At 38.7% G+C, this 22761-nt stretch carries 20 protein-coding genes and 1 pseudogene; 2 read left to right on the top strand and 19 right to left on the bottom strand.

The window, feature by feature from the left end; all coding sequences use genetic code 11:
• Window positions 1-6: 6 nt before the first annotated feature.
• The 17 genes and pseudogenes from ACHUFV_RS07765 to gpr all read right to left on the bottom strand — a co-directional run bounded on the left by ACHUFV_RS07765 (window position 7) and on the right by gpr (window position 18221).
• A complete protein-coding gene (locus ACHUFV_RS07765; RefSeq protein ID WP_394233008.1) occupies window positions 7-477 on the bottom strand; it encodes a hypothetical protein in 471 nt (156 codons plus the stop codon).
• Between the two features lie 40 nt (window positions 478-517).
• A complete protein-coding gene (floA, locus tag ACHUFV_RS07770) occupies window positions 518-1519 on the bottom strand; it encodes a flotillin-like protein FloA (RefSeq protein ID WP_394233009.1) in 1002 nt (333 codons plus the stop codon).
• 11 nt (window positions 1520-1530) lie between these two features.
• Window positions 1531-2199, bottom strand: a pseudogene (locus tag ACHUFV_RS07775) (NfeD family protein); the annotation flags it as partial.
• A gap of 271 nt (window positions 2200-2470) precedes the next feature.
• Window positions 2471-2914, bottom strand: coding sequence for a GatB/YqeY domain-containing protein (locus ACHUFV_RS07780; protein ID WP_394233010.1), 444 nt, complete (start codon window positions 2912-2914; stop codon window positions 2471-2473).
• Window positions 2915-2929: 15 nt separating this feature from the next.
• The gene (gene rpsU / locus ACHUFV_RS07785; protein WP_015595024.1) at window positions 2930-3103 is read right to left on the bottom strand and encodes a 30S ribosomal protein S21; all 174 of its coding nucleotides are present in this window, start codon (window positions 3101-3103) and stop codon (window positions 2930-2932) included.
• A 208-nt stretch (window positions 3104-3311) separates the two neighbouring features.
• Window positions 3312-4661, bottom strand: coding sequence for a tRNA (N(6)-L-threonylcarbamoyladenosine(37)-C(2))-methylthiotransferase MtaB (mtaB, locus tag ACHUFV_RS07790; RefSeq protein WP_394233011.1), 1350 nt, complete (start codon window positions 4659-4661; stop codon window positions 3312-3314).
• Between the two features lie 2 nt (window positions 4662-4663).
• Window positions 4664-5419: a 16S rRNA (uracil(1498)-N(3))-methyltransferase gene (locus tag ACHUFV_RS07795; RefSeq protein WP_394233012.1), complete on the bottom strand. Its 756-nt coding sequence runs from the start codon at window positions 5417-5419 to the stop codon at window positions 4664-4666.
• Window positions 5420-5660: 241 nt separating this feature from the next.
• Window positions 5661-6599: a 50S ribosomal protein L11 methyltransferase gene (gene prmA / locus ACHUFV_RS07800; RefSeq protein WP_394233013.1), complete on the bottom strand. Its 939-nt coding sequence runs from the start codon at window positions 6597-6599 to the stop codon at window positions 5661-5663.
• Window positions 6600-6618: 19 nt separating this feature from the next.
• Window positions 6619-7743 (bottom strand): molecular chaperone DnaJ, encoded by a 1125-nt coding sequence (dnaJ, locus tag ACHUFV_RS07805; RefSeq protein ID WP_394233014.1) that lies wholly within the window; start codon window positions 7741-7743, stop codon window positions 6619-6621.
• Window positions 7744-8085: 342 nt separating this feature from the next.
• Window positions 8086-9915, bottom strand: a complete 1830-nt coding sequence (gene dnaK / locus ACHUFV_RS07810; protein WP_394233015.1) for a molecular chaperone DnaK — start codon at window positions 9913-9915, stop codon at window positions 8086-8088.
• Between the two features lie 28 nt (window positions 9916-9943).
• On the bottom strand, window positions 9944-10546 hold the full coding sequence (gene grpE, locus ACHUFV_RS07815) for a nucleotide exchange factor GrpE (RefSeq protein WP_394233016.1): 603 nt from the start codon (window positions 10544-10546) through the stop codon (window positions 9944-9946).
• A gap of 248 nt (window positions 10547-10794) precedes the next feature.
• Window positions 10795-11826, bottom strand: a complete 1032-nt coding sequence (hrcA, locus tag ACHUFV_RS07820; protein WP_394233017.1) for a heat-inducible transcriptional repressor HrcA — start codon at window positions 11824-11826, stop codon at window positions 10795-10797.
• A 137-nt stretch (window positions 11827-11963) separates the two neighbouring features.
• Window positions 11964-13100: a radical SAM family heme chaperone HemW gene (hemW, locus tag ACHUFV_RS07825; protein WP_394233018.1), complete on the bottom strand. Its 1137-nt coding sequence runs from the start codon at window positions 13098-13100 to the stop codon at window positions 11964-11966.
• Window positions 13101-13203: 103 nt separating this feature from the next.
• Complete coding sequence (gene lepA, locus ACHUFV_RS07830; RefSeq protein ID WP_394233019.1) at window positions 13204-15039, bottom strand: translation elongation factor 4; 1836 nt, start codon at window positions 15037-15039, stop codon at window positions 13204-13206.
• 109 nt (window positions 15040-15148) lie between these two features.
• Complete coding sequence (locus ACHUFV_RS07835; RefSeq protein WP_394233020.1) at window positions 15149-15496, bottom strand: YqxA family protein; 348 nt, start codon at window positions 15494-15496, stop codon at window positions 15149-15151.
• 17 nt (window positions 15497-15513) lie between these two features.
• Window positions 15514-16716 carry a stage II sporulation protein P gene (gene spoIIP, locus ACHUFV_RS07840; protein WP_394233021.1) on the bottom strand — a complete coding sequence of 401 codons (1203 nt, stop codon included), beginning with the start codon at window positions 16714-16716 and terminating at the stop codon, window positions 15514-15516.
• Window positions 16717-17102: 386 nt separating this feature from the next.
• Window positions 17103-18221 (bottom strand): GPR endopeptidase, encoded by a 1119-nt coding sequence (gene gpr, locus ACHUFV_RS07845; RefSeq protein ID WP_394233022.1) that lies wholly within the window; start codon window positions 18219-18221, stop codon window positions 17103-17105.
• A 245-nt stretch (window positions 18222-18466) separates the two neighbouring features.
• Here gpr and rpsT point away from each other — a divergent pair, with 245 nt between their 5' ends.
• Window positions 18467-18733, top strand: coding sequence for a 30S ribosomal protein S20 (gene rpsT, locus ACHUFV_RS07850; RefSeq protein WP_394233023.1), 267 nt, complete (start codon window positions 18467-18469; stop codon window positions 18731-18733).
• A gap of 36 nt (window positions 18734-18769) precedes the next feature.
• Here rpsT and holA read toward each other — a convergent pair whose 3' ends face one another.
• Window positions 18770-19783: a DNA polymerase III subunit delta gene (gene holA, locus ACHUFV_RS07855; RefSeq protein WP_394233024.1), complete on the bottom strand. Its 1014-nt coding sequence runs from the start codon at window positions 19781-19783 to the stop codon at window positions 18770-18772.
• 315 nt (window positions 19784-20098) lie between these two features.
• Here holA and ACHUFV_RS07860 point away from each other — a divergent pair, with 315 nt between their 5' ends.
• Window positions 20099-20233, top strand: a complete 135-nt coding sequence (locus tag ACHUFV_RS07860) for a YqzM family protein (RefSeq protein WP_394233025.1) — start codon at window positions 20099-20101, stop codon at window positions 20231-20233.
• 102 nt (window positions 20234-20335) lie between these two features.
• Here the strand turns inward: ACHUFV_RS07860 and ACHUFV_RS07865 are convergent, their stop codons facing one another.
• Window positions 20336-22657 carry a DNA internalization-related competence protein ComEC/Rec2 gene (locus tag ACHUFV_RS07865; protein ID WP_394233026.1) on the bottom strand — a complete coding sequence of 774 codons (2322 nt, stop codon included), beginning with the start codon at window positions 22655-22657 and terminating at the stop codon, window positions 20336-20338.
• Between the last annotated feature and the right edge of the window lie 104 nt (window positions 22658-22761).

A 22761-nucleotide genomic window follows, 5' to 3' on the forward strand; every position in this document is an offset into this window, starting at 1 on the left:
CAGAGCTTATCGGTTTCGATATGGATTTTTTGCACGGGGCGGACCAAGGATCTCAGCCCAAATAACGGCTTCCACTAGTTTGGATTCGTCAACTTTTAACGCTGATTCCTTGTTCTCAGCACTTTTTGTTTGTGAAACTGGAGCCAGCGGTGTGCCTGTTTTTATATACTCCATATTTCTCTTCACAGCAGATGTTTGATTGGATGTTTCTTTTTCGTATTCTGCCTTTCGCTTCTTTTCCTGAAAAACCTCTTCAATCTTTTTTGCAGGAGCTCGACTTTCTTCTGACAAAGGACGTGTTACTTCCTTGAATATTTCCTTGACCTCATCAAACGGACTGCGGATTGGTTTGTGTATCGGCGGAAGGACCGTACCCCTCTTCTGACCCTCCGCCGCTTTTTTCTTGTTTTTAAACAAAGAAGAAATAATGGCAATTAAGATGATGATGATAAAAGGATTGTCAAAGAGTATTTCCAATGGCGAAACCTCCTTCCTGCTGGTTTATATTCATCAAACCCTATTCCTTTTTAGTCTTATTGTCTTTAGGTCCAGACATTTTTCCGATTGACTCTCTCATATCCGTATCAGCTGTGATATTTTGCAGATTCATATAATCCATTACACCTAAATTTCCTGAACGAAGCGCCTCTGCCATTGCAAGCGGAACCGTTGCTTCTGATTCAACAACCTTTGCTCTCATCTCTTCGACTCGAGCTCTCATTTCCTGCTCCTTCGCAACCGCCATAGCACGACGTTCTTCCGCTTTGGCCTGTGCAATATTTTTATCAGCATCCGCCTGTTCCATTTGCAGATGTGCACCAATATTTTTACCGATATCTACATCAGCAATATCAATCGATAAAATTTCAAATGCTGTACCTGAGTCCAAGCCTTTTGCGAGCACTGTTTGCGAAATCATATCAGGATTTTCTAATACTTTCGTATGATGCTCAGAAGAACCTATAGTTGAAATAACCCCTTCACCTACACGGGCAATGATCGTCTCTTCACCGGCACCACCGACAAGCCGGTCGATATTTGCTCGAACTGTAATTCTTGCTTTAGCTTTTACTTCAATACCATTCATAGCCATACCTGCAATAAACGGCGTTTCAATGACTTTTGGATTAACACTCATTTGTACGGCTTCTAGAACGTCCCTGCCTGCTAAGTCAATCGCTGCACAACGTTCAAACATTAGCTCAATATTCGCACGATGTGCGGCAATTAACGCATTAACCACTCTGTCAACATTCCCACCTGCTAAATAATGACTTTCAAGTTGATTGGTTGTTACATTAATTCCTGCCTTATGCGCTTTAATTAGTGGATTAATAACCCGGCTTGGTATTACCCTTCTTAACCGCATTCCAATTAACGTGAATATACTTACTCTTACACCAGCAGCAAGGGCTGAAATCCAAAGCATAACAGGAACAAATGTAAAAAATACTGCCAATAAAATAACTCCTATTACTACAGCTACAATAATAAAAGCTGAACCAGCCGTAATTGCCATAATAATCCTCCTTATGAATCCTTTTCTTTATTTTCTAATTCCCTAACAACAATTCTTGATCCTTCTACTTTAATAATTTTTACTTGTGATCCTTTTGAGATAAAGCTGCCTTCAGTCACTACATCTATCCGTTCCTCGTCAATGACAACCGTACCTGAAGGACGTAAATCCGTTAAACATATCCCGATCTTTCCAATCAACTCTGTCCGGTTTTGATTTGAAACATATCCCAATTCCGTACTTGTTGAATCACTAAGGATTAATTTTTTAAAGAATTTCATTTTTTTATCATACACCTTTATCATAACCACGCAGGCTAAAATAGAAATTGAAAATGCAATCAACAGGGAAATTCCGATATGAATAAAATTTTCTCCAGCCATAAAAAAACTGGCAAGGAACGCACCAAACCCAAAAATCCCGATAATTCCTCCCGGTAAAACTAATTCTAATAAAATGAGGACAATTCCAACTGCAAATAAAAGAACGGTACTAACATTTGCCAGACCAGTGGCTAAGTGTCCGTAAAAAAACAAAAGGAATGCTGAAACACCAATAATTCCTGGGAGCCCAATTCTCGGAGTAAACAATTCAACAACAAAACCTAAAAAACCGATTGTCAGTAAAATAGTGATAACAATTGGATGGGTGATAAACAAGGCAAGCTGATCCAAAAAACTAAGATTTGTCTGATCAATTCCTTTTATCGCAGAAGCACCTACATCAACTGAAAAAGAAATCAGATTGAAAGATAAAGCTCCTGCAAATGCAGCGGTACGCCAAACCATGATGCTACCCTCCTTTCATCATAACACCCTTATGCTATTTACGCTTTAGCTTGTGAAAAGTTTCATCTTTATGTAAAAGATTAAGGAATACAGAATTTTCGATTGAAATTAAAAAGACTGCAGATATCTGCAGTCTTTTAAACATCATAATGTAAATTGTCTGTTATGAAAGGTGTTGTTGTACAAGTTTATTTACAAGTGATCCATCTGCTCGACCTTTTACTTTCGGCATAACAGCTGACATCACTTTTCCCATTTCTGCTTTTGATGAAGCTCCCGTTTCTGAAATAGCTTGTTTCACAATTTCAGTCACTTCTTCCTCAGATAGCTGCTCAGGCATATATAATTCTACGTACTGTAATTCAGCACGAATTTTATCTACGAGATCTTCACGACCAGCTTTTTCAAATTCATGGAGGGAGTCCTTGCGTTGTTTTACTTCACGTGAAAGGACGGTTACTTCTTCTTCTTCAGACAAATCATGACCAAGCTTGATTGCTTCATTTTGAATAGAAGCTTTAATCATGCGGATAGTCGTTAGCTTATCTTTTTCTTTGTTTTTCATCGCCTGTTTTATATCGGAATTTAAACGTTCGAGAAGATTCATGAATTACACCCTCTCTTAAAACTTGCGTTTTCTTGCAGCTTCAGACTTCTTCTTACGTTTTACGCTAGGTTTTTCATAAAATTCGCGCTTTCTAGCTTCTTGAATAGTACCTGATTTAGAAACAGTACGTTTGAAGCGTCGAAGAGCATCTTCAAGCGATTCGTTTTTACGAACGACAGTTTTAGACATTCTCTTTCCCTCCCTCCGAGCACAACACACTTACATCAATCCATGGAATCCCATGTACTTTGCAATTATAATATATCAGAGAAACAAGGTCAACTGTAATTCGTCTCGACTTGTATCTATATGTTTATTTTCCAATCAAAAAATTGATTTTCTGGTTTAAAAGTCGATCAATTATCCGTTTTCCCCTACTATTTTCTTCTGACAGTTATTATACTGCCTCATTTTTCAGCTCTGAATTCTCAATAACTCGAACAAATTCCCCTTCATTGTACGGATAACCGGCCTTGTCAATTTTGACTTTTACAATTTCACCGACCATCTCTTCCGAAGCCGGAAATACAACCTTTAAATAATTGTCCGTATAACCGACGTATAAGCCTTTATTCTCTTCTTCTTTAAATTCCTCTTCAGGGATGACTTCTAATACATCTCCTTCAAATTTCGAGGCATATTCCTTGGCCAATTGATCAGATAAGGCAATCAGACGATGAACTCGCTCATTTTTCACCTCTTCGTCAACCTGGTCTTCCATTCTTGCAGCAGGTGTACCTGTCCGTTTTGAATATGGGAAGACGTGAAGCTCGGAGAATTGATGGTCCTTAATAAATTGATAGGTTTCCATAAATTCCTCTTCTGTTTCTCCTGGGAATCCGACAATAACATCAGATGTAACAGCTAAGTCAGGCATGATTTCTCTTAATTTCCTTAATCTTTCTGCAAAGGAAGCCATCGTATATTTTCTTCTCATTCTCTTTAATACTGTATCCGATCCGGATTGAAGCGGAATATGCAAGTGTCTAACAATCACATTCGAATTCTTGATGACTTCAATTACATCATCAGAAATTTGACTTGCTTCAATCGAAGAGATTCTAAGGCGCTTTAAGCCCTTTACATTTGCTTCTAACTCACTTAGAAGCAAAGCAAGGTTATAATCCTTTAAATCCTCTCCATACCCGCCTGTATGAATTCCTGTAAGGACTATTTCCTTATAGCCTGCATCAACAAGCTGCTGTGCCTGATGGATGACTTCCTTTGGATCACGAGAACGCATTAATCCTCTTGCCCATGGAATAATACAAAACGTACAGAAATTGTTGCAGCCTTCTTGGATTTTCAAAGAGGCACGTGTACGATCTGTAAAAGAAGGTACGTCTAATTCTTCATAGACACGGCTCTTCATAATGTTTCCAACGGCATTTATCGGCTGACGCTCTTCTTTATACTGATTAATATATTCAAGCATTTTAACGCGATCCTGTGTTCCAATTACAATGTCTACGCCAGGAATGGCCATAATCTCGGCCGGTGATGTTTGTGCATAGCACCCTGTTACACAAATGACTGCATCAGGATTTTTTCTAATGGCTCTGCGAATGACCTGACGACTTTTCTTATCACCTGTATTGGTTACTGTACAAGTATTAATAATATATACATCTGATCTTGATTCAAAATCAACACGCTCATAGCCTTCTTGTTTAAATAACTGCCAAATAGCTTCTGTTTCATAGTGGTTTACTTTACAACCAAGTGTATGAAATGCAACTGTTTGCATGATTAATTCACCTCGAGTAGTTCTAAATGATATGACACTGCAGATAATAGGTACAACGGAGCTGTTTCTGTTCGTAGAATTCTTGGCCCTAGTCCACAGGCACGAAAACCGCCAGCTGACAGCCTTTCGACTTCACCACTGGTTAAGCCGCCCTCAGGTCCGAACACAATAAGTAATGAACCGCCTTTTTCCAGTTCTTTCAAATGAGAAACAAGCACCTTATCCTCGCCAAGCCTAGCCTCTTCCTCATAGGCAACTAATTTTACATCGTAACCTTCTGCATATTTTAGAAGCGAAGGAAGATCTACAGGCTGGGTAATTTCAGGGATAATGGTTCGATGGGATTGCTCTGCAGCCTCTTTTGCAATCTTTTGCCATCTCATTAATTTTTTATCGGCCTTTTTCCCATCCCATTTTACGACAGAACGATCTGCAGTAAAAGGGATAAACTTCGATGCACCAAGTTCTGTTCCCTTTTGAATAATCCATTCGAACTTATCCCCTTTAGGCAGGCCGCTCACAATAGTTACTGTGACAGGCAATTCAACTGACTCTTCCATCCATTGTATAACGTCAGCAGTAACCTGGTCAGTGGAAATTTCTGCAATTGAACAGAGAGCTGTTTTTTGATTTTCACTTACACAGATGATTTCATCCTTTTCTTTCATCCTCATTACTTTTGAAATATGATGATAATCCTCACCGGTGATAAAAAAACAATTATCTTCTGGAGAAAAAGTAGCAAAATAACGCTGCATCCTACGCACCAACCCTTAGTTAAAATGGAAGCGGCTTAGTTCAAATTGTGTATTCTACCGCTGCAACAAAATAATTTTACTCTAGAACAAATCAAATTCGCTCGTCGAATTTGCGCCTGGATTTTTATCGAGCTTGCTCGATAAATTTCCTTTGAAAATCCATGGCATCCGCTGGAGGCTTAACTTCAGAATGAAGTTAAAAAGGGCGTGTGGAAAATAACACTTAGCCCTTTTTTATGATCTATTTTCTTTTCGCAATATAGGCTACCCAGTCCTCCATATAAAGAGTCTCTTCTATCTCAAAGCCTGCCTCTTCAATGGAATCCCTAACTTGATCCTTCTTTTGTTTAATGATACCGGCAGTGATAAAATAGCCGCCCTCTTTCACACACTTAGCTGCATCATTTGTAAAGCGCAAAATCACCTCTGCAAGAATGTTGGCCACAATGACATCTGCCTTTGTCTCAATTCCTTCAAGTAGATTGTTTTGTGCTACCTCAACGACCTGATTTACCTTATTCAGCTTTAAATTTAATCTGGCTGATTGTACTGCTACCTCATCTAAATCTAAGGCCGTTACCTTTTCAGCCCCTAACATAGCGGCTGCAATGCTCAATACTCCTGATCCTGTTCCAACATCAATTACCGTGTCACCTTTTTTTACAGTCCGTTCAAGTGCTTGAATGCTCATGACCGTTGTTGGGTGTGTTCCTGTACCAAAGGCCATACCCGGATCTAATTCAATAATCAGTTCGTCACTGTTTACCGGCGTATATTCTTCCCATGTCGGAACAATCGTAAAATATTTAGAAATTTTCACTGGATGATAGTACTTTTTCCAAGCGGTTGCCCATTCTTCTTCATGAACCTCTGAGAGAGAAACACTGTTCTTTCCGATATCAATATCATAAATAATCAGGTTGTTGATTGCCTCTTTGATTTCTTCAACGGTCTCACCTAAAAAGCTGTTTATTGGCAAATACGCTTTTATTATAACGCCTTCTTCAGGATAATCTTTCGGATTAAGTTGGTAGATTTCGCCGAAACGATCTTCCCTTTCCTTTACAAGTTCTTCCGGATCTTCTATGACCACACCACTAGCCCCTGCTTCATGCAGGATATTGGAAATCGGTTCTATTGCTTCATTTGTCGTATGGATACTGATTTCTGACCATTTCAACTCTGCCAACTCCTAATTCTTATTCACCTTTAAACGCTCTTTTTACTTTTCCAAAAAAGCCTTCTTCTTCTCCATCCTTTGGAACAGATCCACTAATTTCAGCAAATTCATGCAGCAATTGCTTCTGTTTTTCCGTTAACTTCGTCGGAGTAATAACCTTCACAATAATATGCTGATCTCCTGTCCCGCGTCCACGAACATTCGGTATCCCCTTTCCTCTCAAGCGGAATTTTGTGCCTGTTTGTGTTCCACTAGGAACTTTCAGCTTTACTTTTCCATGAAGGGTTGGTACTTCAATTTCATCACCAAGTGCTGCCTGCGCAAAGGTAATTGGCATCTCACAATATACATCATCACCGTCACGTTCAAAAAATTCATGTGAACGGATATGGAAGACAACATATAAATCCCCTGCCGGACCGCCGTTTACACCAGGTTCTCCTTGTCCGGAAACACGTAATTGCTGACCATCATCAATACCAGCAGGTATTTTAATCGCAATTTTACGACGCTTCTTCACTGTTCCAGTGCCACCGCAGGTTGAGCATTTATGCTTAATTTCTTTACCAGTACCATGACAGTAATTACATACACGTCTATTGACAATTCTGCCAAAAGGAGTATTCTGTTCAATATTTAATTGACCAGTTCCATGACAATGAGAACATGTTTCAGGCTGAGTCCCTTTTTTAGCACCAGATCCATTACATGTTTCACATGTTTCTTCCCTTGGAATCTCAATTTCCGTTTCTTTTCCAAAAACTGCATCCTCAAAATTTAACGTCATCGTGTATTGTAAATCGGCACCCTGTCTTGGTGCATTAGGGTCTCGACGTCTTGTACCGCCGCCGCCAAAAAAGGTACTGAATATATCTTCAAATCCGCCAAAGCCGCCGAAATCACCGCCACCACCAAAGCCTTGATTTGGATCGGTATGACCAAATTGATCATAGTGGGAGCGTTTTTGTTCATCACTTAATACCTCATAGGCTTCTTTTACTTCTTTAAATTTTTCATCTGCATCTGGTTCTTTGTTAATATCCGGATGATATTGTTTTGAAAGCTTACGATATGCTTTTTTGATTTCATCCTTTGATGCACTTTTACTTACGCCAAGCACCTCATAGTAATCCCTTTTATCCATTATTGCCACTCCCCGAGTTTTCACATAAAAATTATTGTAGCATTTCTATATTGGTTATCGCAATTATTTTTAGATGAGTAAAAATAAAAGTCAAAGCCAAGTATGACCTGACTTTGACTTTTAGTTCATCATATTAAAAATATAACTATCTGTTAACTTGTTAAACATAGTTGTTGATTTCCGTTCCAGGCACTTCGCGCACCTTAGGGCGACCGCCGAGCCTCCACGACACTTCGTGTCTGTGGGGTCTCGACTGTCTCGCTTCTCCCGCAGGAGTCTTCGTGCTTTCCACTACAATCAACCTGCAAAACAAAATCAGTATTACACTTTAACAGAGCTACATTATTTATCGTCTTTTACTTCTTCAAACTCTGCATCTACTACATTGTCATCTTTAGGGGCGCTTGTGCCTTCTGCTCCTTGTGCAGCCTGTGCTTGTTTTGCTGCTTCTTCGTATAGTTTTACAGAAAGGTTTTGCACAATTTCTTGCAAGGCATCTTTCTTTGTACGAATTTCTTCAAGTTCATTTTTCTCAATTGCTGCCTTCAATTCATCTTTTGCAGTATTGGCTTTTTGAACTTCAGCTTCGTCTACTTTGCCTTCAAGATCTTTTAATGTTTTTTCTGTTTGGAAGACAAGCTGATCTGCTTCATTGCGCAGTTCTACTTCTTCTTTACGCTTTTTATCTGCTTCAGCGTTTAATTCAGCTTCTCTTACCATTTTATCAATTTCTTCATCTGTTAAACCTGTAGAAGACTTGATTGTGATTGTTTGCTCTTTATTTGTACCAAGGTCTTTGGCACGAACATTAACGATACCATTTTTATCAATATCAAATGTTACTTCGATTTGAGGAATTCCTCTTGGAGCTGGCGGAATATCGCTTAATTGGAAACGTCCCAGCGTTTTGTTGTCGTTAGCCATTGGGCGTTCGCCTTGTAACACATGGATATCAACAGCCGTTTGATTATCCGCAGCAGTTGAGAACACCTGTGATTTTGAAGTAGGAATGGTTGTATTACGATCAATCAGCTTCGTGAATACACCGCCCATTGTTTCAATACCTAGTGAAAGTGGTGTTACGTCTAAAAGTACAACATCCTTAACATCACCTGTAATAACGCCACCTTGAACAGCAGCACCCATTGCAACTACTTCATCAGGGTTTACACCTTTATGAGGTTCTTTGCCTGTTGCTTTTTTAATTGCTTCTTGAACCGCTGGGATACGAGTTGAGCCTCCAACTAGGATTACTTTGTCAATTTCTGACGTTGAAAGACCAGCATCACTTAATGCCTGACGAGTTGGTCCCATAGTACGTTCAACTAAGTGTGCAGAAAGCTCATCAAATTTTGCACGAGTTAACGTTACCTCTAAGTGCAATGGACCAGCTTCACCAGCTGTAATGAATGGTAATGAGATTTGTGTACTTGTTACACCTGATAAATCCTTTTTCGCCTTTTCTGCAGCATCCTTCAGACGCTGTACAGCCATTTTATCTTTAGAAAGATCAATTCCATTTTCTTTGCGGAATTCATCAACTAAATAATCAATAATTACTTGGTCGAAGTCATCACCACCAAGACGGTTGTCACCAGCAGTAGCTTTTACTTCAAATACACCATCACCAAGTTCAAGGATGGATACGTCAAACGTACCGCCACCTAAGTCAAAAACAAGGATCGTTTGATCTTCTTCTGTTTTATCCAAACCATAAGCAAGTGCAGCCGCTGTCGGCTCGTTAATGATACGTTCAACTTCAAGTCCGGCGATTTTACCAGCATCTTTTGTTGCTTGACGTTCTGCATCATTAAAATAAGCTGGAACAGTAATAACCGCTTTTGTTACTTCTTCACCAAGATAGGCTTCTGCAGTTGCCTTTAAATTTTGAAGGATAATAGCTGAAATCTCTTGTGGACTATATTCTTTTCCTTCTATTTCCTCTTTATGATTTGTTCCCATATGACGTTTGATTGAAATAATCGTATTTGGGTTTGTAATTGCCTGACGCTTAGCCACTTCCCCAACTTGACGTTCGCCATTTTTAAATGCCACAACAGACGGTGTTGTCCGGTTTCCTTCTGGATTTGGAATAACTTTTGGTTCTCCACCCTCCATAACGGCAACACAGGAGTTTGTTGTACCTAAGTCAATACCAATGATTTTGCTCATATTCCTTTCCTCCCAATCGATATGTAGATTACTGATTTACTTTGACCATTGATGGACGGATCACTCTGTCCTTTAATTGATAACCTTTTTGGAACTCTTCCACTACGATGTTTGATCCAAAGTTCGCATCTTCTACTTGCATAATCGCCTGATGTAAGTGAGGATCAAACTCTTTTCCAACCGCCTCGATCTGCTCTGCACCTGCATTTTTAAGAGCATCAAGCAAGCTTCTGTAGACCATTTCCATCCCTTGTAATAAAGATTTAGCTTGATCATTGTCAGCTTCCATGTTAAGTGCTCTTTCGAAATTATCGATAGCAGGTAATAGATCAGTTACCAAGCTTTGTGCTTTATATTTTTCACTCGCCTCAAGATCCAGTCTTGCTCGGCGACGAGCATTTTCAAAGTCTGCTTGCACACGAAGAATTCGATTCTCCGCTTCTTCAAGTTTCGTTTGTAATTCAGCATTTTGCTTCTTTAGTTCCTCTATTTCTGTTTGCAAAAGCTGTTCACTATTCTCCACTTCTTTCGAAGATTCTTCAGCAAAGGTCTCTTCAACAACCTCAATTTCTTCGGCATCAGCTGTTTTAACAGTTGATTCTTCTTGGTTTAATTCTTTCTCTGACATCATTGTCACCTCCCTTAAATGAAATGCGGAAGCGGCTCGCCCAGACCCGACAAGCATAAGACGAGTCAAGTGAGAGGTTCGCCTTTTAAACTCTTGCTTGACTTGGCTTATGACCTCGAGGGTCTAGCCGCTGCAGCTGGACAATCTGGAATATTGAGACGCCTATAGCGCCATTTTATTTTAAGTAATATATGAAAACACATTGAAAGGGATGGAAATGGCTCCTTCCACCCTTAACAATATTTCCACGTCTATTTCATTTGATACAATTTAGTTAAGACAGCAGATAAGTCATGTGATAATAATTGCATTAAACTAATGACTCTTGAATATTCCATTCTCGTTGGACCAAGAATGGCAATAGAACCCAGCTGTTCTTTACCAATCGAGTAGGACGCGGTAATGAAGCTGCAATCCTCCAGAGCAGAGTTTACATTTTCACGGCCAATCTTGACATGGATCCCACTCGGATTTTTACGAATAATGTCATAAAAATCTTTTTCCTGCTCAATTAAATCAAGCAAATTGCGAACCTTATCTATATCATGAAACTCAGGCTGATTTAACATATTCGTTTTCCCGCTGAAGAACAGCTTTTCATTATTAGATACCTTAAAGGATTCACCAATGATATTGAGCATACTATCATAGTTTTCAATGTGCTGACGAAGCAGAACAGCCACTTCTTTAAACAGCTTATTATTTAAACCGTCAAGTGGTACCCCTGCCAGACGCTCATTTAAAATATTAACAATCTTCTCAAGATCACTTGGATTCATCGATTTAGGTAAATGAAATATTTTGTTTTCCACATGACCTGTATCCGTCACAATAATAGCCACTGCTGTTTCTTCACTTAAAGGAACAATTTGAATCCTGCGTAATTTATTTTCCCTAACTGCAGGACCAAGTACAATAGCAGTGTAGCTTGTGAGTTCAGATAAGATTTTAGCTGATTTTTGCACGATTTTTTCCATTTCATATATGCGTTCAGCAAAAATCGACTTGACTGTATGGATATCTTGAAAATTTAATTTCTGCGGTGAAAGTAAATGATCGACGTAATATCGATATCCTTTTTCAGACGGTATTCTACCGGAAGATGTATGAGTTTTTTCAATAAACCCCAGTTCTTCTAAATCTGCCATTTCATTACGAATAGTAGCAGAACTGAACGATATCTCATCCTTTTTTGCCAAGCTTCTAGATCCAACCGGTTGGGCGAATTGGATGAAATCATCAACGATCACTTGCAGAATAAGCAGCTGTCGATCCGTTAACATATTCATCACCTCTGTTAGCACTCATGAGTACCGAGTGCTAAATCTAATACTAAAATATCAAATGTAGGGGGAGAATGTCAATATAAATACAACTACATTTAGATACTTAAATACAAAAGGAATTGCTTACCAGTACACTAACTTATTAAAAATGCCTGAAATACTTCATTCCCTAAAAACAAACCTTTTTTTGTTAAAGAAATAAATCCATCGGTTACGTTAATTAATTGTTTTTTCTCCAATTGTTTGATTTCACTTTCAAACATGACAAGTGGATTCTTCCCAAACTTTTCAATGAAATGATTAATTGAAACACCTTGGATCTTTCGTAAACCTAGAAACATCTCTTCTTCCCATTTCTCTTTTTCACTTAAAATCATTTCATCCATTATAGGTAATTCATGATTATGAATTGGGGTCATATATTTTTTTAATGGGCCGTAGTTAGAGCGGCGCACTCCATTTATATAGCTATGAGCACCTGCTCCAAATCCATAGTAACAATCATTATCCCAATAGGTTAAATTATGACGGCTTTCATACCCCTTCTTAGAAAAATTACTTATTTCATATTGATGATATCCATGACTTTCCATCCGGTTCATAAGCAGGTCATACATTGCTGCTTCGTCATCTTCAGTAGGAAGCGGCAGCTTTCCTTTATTTTGCAGCTGATAAAAAATGGTCTTTGGTTCAATAATCAGCGAGTAACCTGAAAAGTGAGTTGTTTCCAATGAAAATGAGGCTTCTAACGTTTGATTAAAATCCTCCAGTGTTTGACCCGGTAAGCCATATATTAAATCTATACTTATATTATGAAAACCAACCTTCTGTGCTGCCTCTACTGAACGGAATACGTCTTCCGCCTTATGAGTCCTGCCAATCCTTTTAAGCAGCTCATCATTAAAAGACTGAACACCAAAGCTGAGCCGATTTACACCTGACTCAAAAAGAACCCTTAGCTTATCCTCAGTTAAATCTCCGGGATTTGCTTCAAATGTATATTCTCCTTCATCTTGTAAGGGTAAATGATCACTAATCGATCTACACAATCTCTCGAGCTGCTTTTCATTCAGGGCTGTAGGTGTTCCCCCGCCAACAAAAATGGAGTTTAATGCTTTTGCTGGTGTCTCTTCAAGCGTGAGTTTTATTTCTTCTTCTAATGCTGCTATATAGTCATCTACAGGCTGACCTTTTAAATAAACCTTATTAAAATCACAATAATGGCAAATGTGCTCACAAAAAGGAATATGGATATAGGCGGCTTGTATCAAATGAATCCCTCCTTGCTATATGAAAAAGAGGTTAAGCTGCCTCTTTAGAGAAGAACAACCAACCTCTTTTTACGTATCAAGCTGTTATTTTTTCGTACGGCATCTATTTCTTTGAATTGCTGTCGTCCATTTTTAATACTGCCATAAAGGCTTCTTGTGGAACTTCAACAGATCCAACCTGTTTCATACGTTTCTTTCCTTCTTTTTGTTTTTCTAACAGCTTACGTTTTCGGGAAATATCTCCGCCATAACATTTCGCTAGGACGTTTTTCCCAATTGACTTTATATTAGTTCTTGCAATAATTTTCTGTCCTACCGCTGCTTGAACAGGGACTTCAAACTGCTGACGCGGAATTAATTCCTTCAGCTTCTCGACAATAACCTTACCACGATCATATGCAAAATCTTTATGTACGATAAAGCTTAATGCATCGACTTTTTCACCATTTAGTAGGATGTCCATTTTCACAAGTTTAGACGGTTTATAGCCTATTAATTCATAATCGAAGGAAGCATATCCCTTCGTGCTTGATTTTAACTGATCAAAGAAATCATATACAATTTCAGAAAGCGGGATTTCATAGATGATAGCTACACGGGATTCATCCATATAGTCCATATTAATAAAATTACCGCGTTTACTTTGACAAAGCTCCATAATCGTACCAACATAATCATTTGGCGCCATCATTGTTGCTTTTACGTATGGCTCTTCAATTCTGTCAATTTTTTGCGGCTCCGGCATTTCAGACGGATTACTAACACTTACCGTTGAACCATCTGTCATAATTACTTCATAAATAACACTTGGTGCAGTCGTAATTAAATCGATTTTAAATTCACGTTCAATCCGTTCTTGAATAATTTCCATATGAAGCAGCCCTAGAAATCCACATCGAAAACCAAAGCCAAGGGCCTGCGATGTTTCTGGTTCAAATTGAAGTGCTGAATCATTTAATTGAAGCTTTTCAAGTGCTTCACGCAAATCATTAAAACGGGCATTATCAATCGGATATAGTCCACAATAAACCATTGGGTTTAACTTTCTGTACCCTGGTAATGACTCCGTTGCTCCATTTTTCGCATTGGTAATCGTATCACCGACACGCGTGTCGCCAACATTTTTAATGGAGGCTGCCAAATAGCCAACATCTCCGACTGTCAATTCATCAACAGCACATGCTCGTGGATTATAGACACCAACCTCTGTCACTTCAAACTCTTTGTTTGTTGCCATCATTCTTATTTTGTCACCGACTTTTACGGTACCGTCAACGACACGGATATAGACAACGACTCCGCGATATGCATCATATAATGAATCAAAAATAAGCGCCTTTAAAGGAGCATCAGGGTCACCAGTAGGTGCAGGCACTTTTTCTACAACTTGCTCAAGAATTTCCTCGATTCCAATTCCTGCTTTGGCAGACGCAAGTACTGCTTCAGATGCATCAAGTCCAATAACATCTTCAATTTCCTGTCTAACTCGCTCAGGATCTGCACTTGGTAAATCAATTTTGTTGATAACAGGGACAATTTCCAAATCATTATCTAATGCCAAATACACATTTGCTAATGTTTGCGCTTCAATTCCCTGCGCCGCGTCAACTACAAGAACCGCCCCTTCACATGCGGCAAGACTGCGGGAGACCTCGTACGTAAAGTCTACGTGTCCAGGAGTATCTATTAAATGGAAAGTATAGATTTCCCCATCCTTAGCCTCATATTTCAACTGAACGGAGTTCAATTTAATGGTAATTCCTCTTTCTCTTTCCAAATCCATAGAATCAAGGAGCTGATCCTTCATTTCACGTTTTGTTAATGCATTCGTTTTTTCTAAAATCCGATCTGCTAATGTCGATTTTCCATGGTCGATATGAGCGATTATGGAGAAATTACGAATTTTTTCTTGCCTTTTTAGTCTATCTTCTCTGTTCATATCGTTCACTCCTACTAAACTTCCACTTTTACACTATTTTTGATTATAACAGCAGGATAACGAAGATTCAATCATGGTCTTGCATACTGATATATGTCACTTGAGTAATTTAGTTATCACCTGTAAAAAGACCGGTTATCATTTGAATGATTGTTTCCGTGATATGCGAAAGGGCATTTGCTAGGTTTTTTCCTAATGAAGAGAAAAAATTAAATGCTTTCATCTCTTCAAGCTCCTTTTTCTTCTGTTCTAAATCATGACTAGAAACATCATTTCCGAGAATAGATGCCTCAAGTTCACCTTTACCGCTTTCCTGAAGAGTAAAAGCCCCTTTAAATTGGTCATCAGAATAGCCCTTCATTTTTTGGATTCCACCATTTGCCTGCTCCATGCCGAATAGAACAGAGACAAACATTAGTGCTGCTATCAGCATGGATTTTAGCATAAACATCTTCATAACCGGTCACTCTCTTTCTAGCTTTCGTTTGCTGGACTTGGATTTGTTCCATCCACTTTTTCTGCCTGCCAGTAATATTCACTTATTACCTCCGCCAACACCTCAGCAGAATTGTTTAATTCCTCAAAGGTATTATCAACACCGCCAAATTCAACGAGAATAGCCTTTTCAGATAAATCCTGGTTAAACTTACCATTTGTTCCTGCTCCTTTTTTAGTAAAAGAGCCCCTGCTTAAGCCTTTGTACTTTTGCTCGATTAAATCATGTAATTGATTGGCAAAGGCAAGGTTTTTTTCGTAGTTTGCATGTTCACCGCCAACAATAAAAGCTAGCTTGGCGTATGACTTACCATTTATCTCTTTTGTCGTATCCTGCTTTCTTCTGGAATCACGATGAATATCAATTAAATAGGTTAAATCATGATTTCCAGAAACAGCAGCTTCCACAACGGACCTAGATTCTTGATAGGATTGCGCATAGGTTAAGCCTTTACTTGATAGGTTTGCCTGTACGTCAGTTTTATCAACCACTGTGCCAATCCCTCTTTCCTCGAGCTCTTCTTTAAGCTTGTCCCCAATGTTCGTCACATTTAATTGTGAATGAAAGGCCAGATCCGGATCCGTCACACCTTTCAAGTGCGGCAGGAAGGATTCACGATTATGAGTAAAATACACGTAGACCACTTTTCGATCTCCGGTTGTATTTGGAGGTGCATCAGGTGAATTCTCTGCTTGTCCACCAATTCCTTCAGTATTCTGAAGCGCTGCTTCCTTCTCAGTCTGCAAAACCTCAAGCGGTGGTGCTGATTCAATCGGCATATTCGTATAGTTGGTACCTTCTCCTGCAACTAATATTTCTGTATCAAATAAAGAAAAGGCCGGCAGTTCTCTCCCTAGTAAACTACGTGGATCATCAAGGTTTACATTGGTTGAAAGCTTGAACAAGTATTGAGTAAACTCGGGAGTTGGACTTGATTCCGGCAATCCTTGTAAAAAGTAATGGTTTTCCCAGCCAATTAAATAATAGAGCATCTCTCCTGTTATATTCGTTGTAGCTGAATGAACAGATGATGATGCAGGCCTGTACTCTGGTTTTAGAACCGTTAATAAACCGCTAATCACAAAAATAAATAGCAAAAAGCCTGCAAACCCTATAATCACTCTTAGCAAACTAGTTCCTTTAACAGTCACCATCAACTGGTCTGATTTAACAAATTTCACTTGTTCCACCTCTTCCAAGCAAGTCTACTAATTTATATGTACTTGCTAGAGAAGGTAGAACAATTTAATGCGGAAGCGCCTTGCTCACCCCCGACAAGCACAAGACGAGCATCTCGGAAAGGTGTTCTTTACCTTTCTGAGATGATTGGCTTGTGACCTCGAGGGGGTAGGCGCTGCAGCTGGATAACATTTAAATGCGGAAGCGCCTTGACCAGCCCCGACAAGCATAAGACAAGCCGGCGAGAAGGTTGTTCTTTAACCTTCTTGACGGATTGGCTTATGACATCGAGGGGCTAGGCGCTGCAGCTGGATAACATTTAAATGCGGAAGCGCCTTTATAACGAATTTACCAAAAACCGCCACATATGGTGGCGGTGGTACTTCCCTTATCTTGTATAGAATCCTGTATTACCCTGATCGATAGAGCTATGCAGACTGGCATTCAGTCCATTGGCCAATAAATTAGCCATATCTTCAATAAAAACATCAACTTCTTTCGGTGTGACCATCAGATTATGGCCGAGTGGCGCCAATACCTCATAGATTAATTTACGCTTTTCCTCATCCTCTAGTGTCCCAACCATTCCTAAGAAGGTTTTTCGATGATGCTCCTCAGGTAAATCTTCCTCCGTCAGTTTCTTACGTTTTCCAAATGTCATACCAGCCGGCGCTAATGCTCGTGATGGCCGGTTTCCTTCACGAAGCTCTTTTCCAAAATGCTTGAGAATAAAATCAATTGTATCGCTCGTAATGGAAACAGCGTCCACAACAGTCGGAACTCCGATAGCGAAGGTAGGAATTCCCAGCGTTTCCTTACTTAACTCTTTTCGCTTATTTCCTACCCCAGATCCTGGATGAATACCTGTGTCAGATATTTGAATAGTAGAATTGACTCTCTCAATTGATCTTGCCGCTAATGCATCTATCGCAATGACGAAATCCGGCTTCGTCTTTTCCACTACACCAAAAATAATATCGCTTGTTTCAATGCCGGTTAGCCCCATTACCCCTGGAGAAATAGCGCTAACCGGTCGAAATCCCTCTTCGACACTTTCAGGCTGAAGCTGATAAAGATGCCTTGTAACAAGAATATTTTCACATACCTGCGGCCCTAACGCGTCTGGTGTTACATTCCAGTTACCTAGACCAACTACTAAACATGAGGCATCCTCCTTAATTCCACTCTGGCTTAAAAAATGAGAGAATTCCCTCGCAAATACCTCCTCAACCTTTTGTTGCAGCTCTGTATTACTCTGTCTAATCCCAACTACTTCGATTGTTAAATATTTGCCTTCTTTTTTCCCGATTACCTTCTCGCCTTCTTTTGTAACCTCGACATAAGAAATTTTTATATCATTTTCTTCCTTTTCTTTAATAATGACACCTTCTATGTGTGAAAGATCTTCCTGTTCACCAATATTTCTTTCACTAAGGACCATCTCCTTAGCTTCAATGGCAAGATCTGTACGAACAGAATATTGACTTAAATCAATAGATTCCTTCAAAACAATCCCCCCTTATCATTTATTAATTATCTTTGCCGAAAAAATGGAAATCATTCAAAATCATGACTGATGCATATAGCAAAATATAAGTTAACATTATTTAGCAGGAGGGAAACTATCGCAAAATATATCATGAGTATTGCAATATCGACCTGTATTTGATAAAATATCATTTGTTGCAATTGGGTTATTGAATGTAAATCGAGTTCATATAATCTCGATGCTTTTCTTAGGAGGTGAACCGAATGCCAAATATTAAATCTGCAATCAAACGTGTAAAAACAACTGAAAAAAAGAATGCGCAAAACAATATGATTAAATCTGATATGCGTACTGCTGTGAAAAAAGTTGAAGCGGCAGTTGTTAATAACGATGCTACTGCAGCAACAGGCACTTATGCAGAAGCTGCACGTAAGTTAGACAAAGCAGCTGCAAAAGGTCTTATCCATAAAAATGCTGCTGCGAGAAAGAAATCTCGTCTAATGAAAAAAATGAACATTTTAAATGCATAATTAAAATAAAAAGGCTGTCCCTTTAGGACAGCCTTTTTATTTTAACTTAAGCAAAAACAATTCTATTAATAATTCCTTATTCATTTTTCCAGTTTTCATTTGATAATCTGCATCAGCCAATTGTTTCATAATTCGGGTAAGTTCTTCCTCGGTAAATTTTTGTGCTTGTCCTGCTGCAAGCTTCACACGAAAAGGGTGAATTTTAATGTGTGTCGCAATTTGCTTTTGCCCATAGCCTCGTTTTGCTAATTCCTTCACTTGATAAATCAGTCGAAATTGGTTTGTTATAACAGCTAAAATTTTGATTGGCTCTTCATTAAGTTTTAATAAATCATAATAAATCCGTAAGGCATCCCCAATGTTTCGCGAAACTATTTTATCTACTAATGTAAAGATATTCTGCTCTAAGGAACGCGAAACAAGATGATCAACTGTTTGTCCATCGATAGTTAACCCTTTTCCGATGTATAAAGCAAGCTTGTCTACTTCGCTTGTCAGCATAAATAGGTTTGTCCCCACCAGTGTTAACATCAATTCCACTGCTTCAGGTGCGATTGTTACTCCATTATATTCAGCCCTCGAGCGAATCCAATTTTTTAATTCTGCTTCAGATAATTTATTTGCTTCAAACGTAACAGCACTCTTCTTCAATGCTTTCGTTACCTTTTTTCGCTCATCCAATTTTTCATAGGGTGCGACAAATACAACAATTGCATAAGGTGAAGGCTCCTGTATATAAGCCTCTAGCCTCGATATATTATGTTCAACCTTATCCTTTGTCTTTTCAGCCGTTAAAAACTGCGGATTATGTAAAAAAATTAGCTTTCTCTCCCCCATAAACGGAAAGGTTTCAGCATCTTCAAGCGCCAGTTCAATTGGTGTCTCAGCAAGATCATAGCTGGATAAATTAAACTCAACCTCATCATCATGTAGCACTTGCTTGATAAGCAGCTGTTTTGTTTCATTAATGAGAAAAGACTCTTTCCCATATAATAAATAAACAAGCGCAAATTCTTTTCTTTTTATTGACTTCCATAATTCAAAAATCATCATCCTCGCTCCGATCAATAATCAATACCTTATATCATTTAATTCTATCGTAAAGAAGCAAAGAGGATTTGACAAGTAATCTAAAGGAATTGGTACTAAAGGGTTGCACCAATTCCTAATCTATATTGAACGCCAGCTTCTACGTCCTAGGAAACATAAAAGCTTGACGGTATCACGATACCTATATTTTTGTCCTGAAGTATTTCATATATTAGTGACAACTGTTGTCAATTAAGGAAGTGTGCTCACTTGAGGTGTAGATTTTTTCTTTCTAATCGCTTATACTATTATCAGAATATTAGGGGGGGAAAAATTGTGAACGAATTTGAACAAAATGTACAGAGTAAACGTAATGATGCAATCGATTCTGGGGTAGGTTTTATTGTTTCGTTTGGATTTTTCGCAACATTATTTATTATCGCAACAGTTGTTAAATTTATTGGATCCTAATATATTACATAGTTCCAATTAGAGAGACTACATTTTGTGGTCTCTTTTATTTTGCTTATCGGGCCTTAGCAAGGTGCTTCCGCTTTTCTTATTTGTTTTATCCTATGGGTTATGAACAGAAAAGGTGCCTGACTCTTTTTTAAATGTGTATGTAATAGCCCCATTTACATCTGTTCTGAACAACTTTATTTTCCTTTTTTCCAATCTTTCGATTACTTCAGGGTTGGGGTGGCCGAAGGTATTGTTTTTTCCAACGGAAATGACAGCCACCTTGGGTGACAGCTGATCAAGAAATGTCTCTGTAGTTGATGAACTGCTGCCATGATGCCCAACCTTTAGAACATCTACAGAAAGCTGAGAATAGTTCTCCATCAACAATAATTCTCCCTCCTCTTCGAGATCTCCAGTAAACAGCCAGGAAAGACCTCCCAGCTTTGTATGCAGAACAAGTGAATGATTATTATTTGCCACCATACTCTGTTCCTTCGGAGATAATACATAAAAGTGACTTCCATCAACCTGCCAACTGTCACCAACGTGTGCATACCTAATTTTTATTTTCTCTTTAGAAGCTATTTGGATCAGTTCAGTTTCTAAACCATTTTTTTCCTTTACATCAGGCAGCACTACTTCATGAACCTTCAGTTCACTCATAACCGCTTTTGCACCACCAGCATGGTCCATATCCCCATGCGTCAAAATAAGCTTATCAATCGTAGTTACGCCTTTACTTTTTAAAAAGGGGACAACCGTATCCTTTCCCACTTCATACCCTTCTCTGACCTGCCAGGGCTCTTTTTCAAATAACCTGTTTCCGCCCGTATCGATTAAATAGTTCCCTTTTCCATAGGGGAGTCTAATATAGATAGAATCTCCTTGCCCGACATCCAAAAAGGTAACCTCCCCTATAGAGGAAAGGCTTGTCACGGAATATTGTCCAATAAAAAGGACACAAGGCAGCAAAAATAGAAGGTATCTTTTTACTCCGGATAACCCCTTTTCCCACAAGACAAAGAATAAGAAAATCCCCCAACAATACAGGAAAAGAAGCGGCAGGGCCGGCCGACCTAATATAATCGTATTCCATGGAAGCAATGAGATTTTCTCAGTTATTTGATTCGTTAGTATAATCAGTTGATTTAACGGAATAAGCAAAGGATCAAGATTACTGCCAAATAGCAAATGAAGAAGAAAACCAAATAATACATATGGAAGTAAAACAACATTAAAAAGAGGAATATACAGCAGATTTACAAAAAGAGTACTAATAGAGAACTCGAAGAAAAAATACAAAAGCAACGGAGCAGTAATAACCATAGATAGAAAAGAGGTTACTAACAGGAGGGAAACTGGATGTTCATGCCTTTTTAATAAATATTCGGATGAAAGAAGCAATGTAAAGGTTACTAGAAAAGATAGCTGGAAGCCAATATTATAAATGGCGAAGGGAGATACAAGCAAGTACAGGATAAAAGTCAGACATATGACATCTAATGGCTTTAACTGGTGATGGTTCCCCCACCTTTTACCTATCAATAGCAGCATGGTCATAAGTACAGAACGATTAACCGATGGGGTTGCACCTGTTATTATACAATAGACAGGTAAGCAAACAATCAGTAGAACGAGGCTTTTCTCTCTCGTGATTCCAATCCGAAGAAGAAAATAGTTTACAATAGCTACAATAATGGCAATATGCAGCCCAGAAATAGCTAATAAATGGACAAGTCCGAGGTCTCGATAATGATCCATTTTGTCGGATGAAATCAGGTCACTTGTCCCAAAAAGAAGTGCTGCAGCTAATGGCACAGTTTCCTTTGGAAAAAATGTTTGTACATAGCGAATACCGTATGCACGAACTTTTTTTAACGAAGTCATAAAGGTTGAATCCCGCTGACAAGTATTCAAATTTATTTGGTCAGGCTCAAGGATCCAATAAATATGATTTTGCTTTAAATAGTTTTTATAATCAAAGGCATTTTCATTTGTTGCTGCAGAAGGCTCTTCTAGTTTTCCTTTTACGCGGCAAACCAACCCGGGAGATAAATGCTGTTGTAAGTTTTGCTTCTCTTTCTCCGAATGGATACGGTATCTTACAACGAGAGTTTCTGATTTTCTACGGTCAAGAACCTTTATTGTCAGCAGGTCCCCATTCACTTTTCCAATTTCATTGAAGAAGAGTGTAAAGCTTTGTTCTCTTCCTGTCAAATTCGATTTATTATTAGCAAGCTCTATTTCAGCTCTTATGAAAAAGATCGTAAATAAACAGATACAAGCGGTTACATGTATGAAACGATACTTCTTTCTTTTAATCAGAAAAAACAGGTACATACTAAACGTAATCAAGAATAGAGGAAAACTTTGAAATGAAGCCATAATCCCTAAAAAGGTAGTAATAGCATAAAAAACTCCGATATTATTCATCTATCCGGACTCCTCTTTCATACGGAGTACATTACTTATGAGTTTCATTAACTGCCTCAACAACAAAACACAATAAGCAATCCTCCGTATATAACAACAGTCAA

The sequence above is a fragment of the Niallia oryzisoli genome (genome assembly GCF_043641075.1).
Taxonomy (GTDB): Bacteria; Bacillota; Bacilli; order Bacillales; family Cytobacillaceae; genus Bacillus_BD; species Bacillus_BD oryzisoli_A.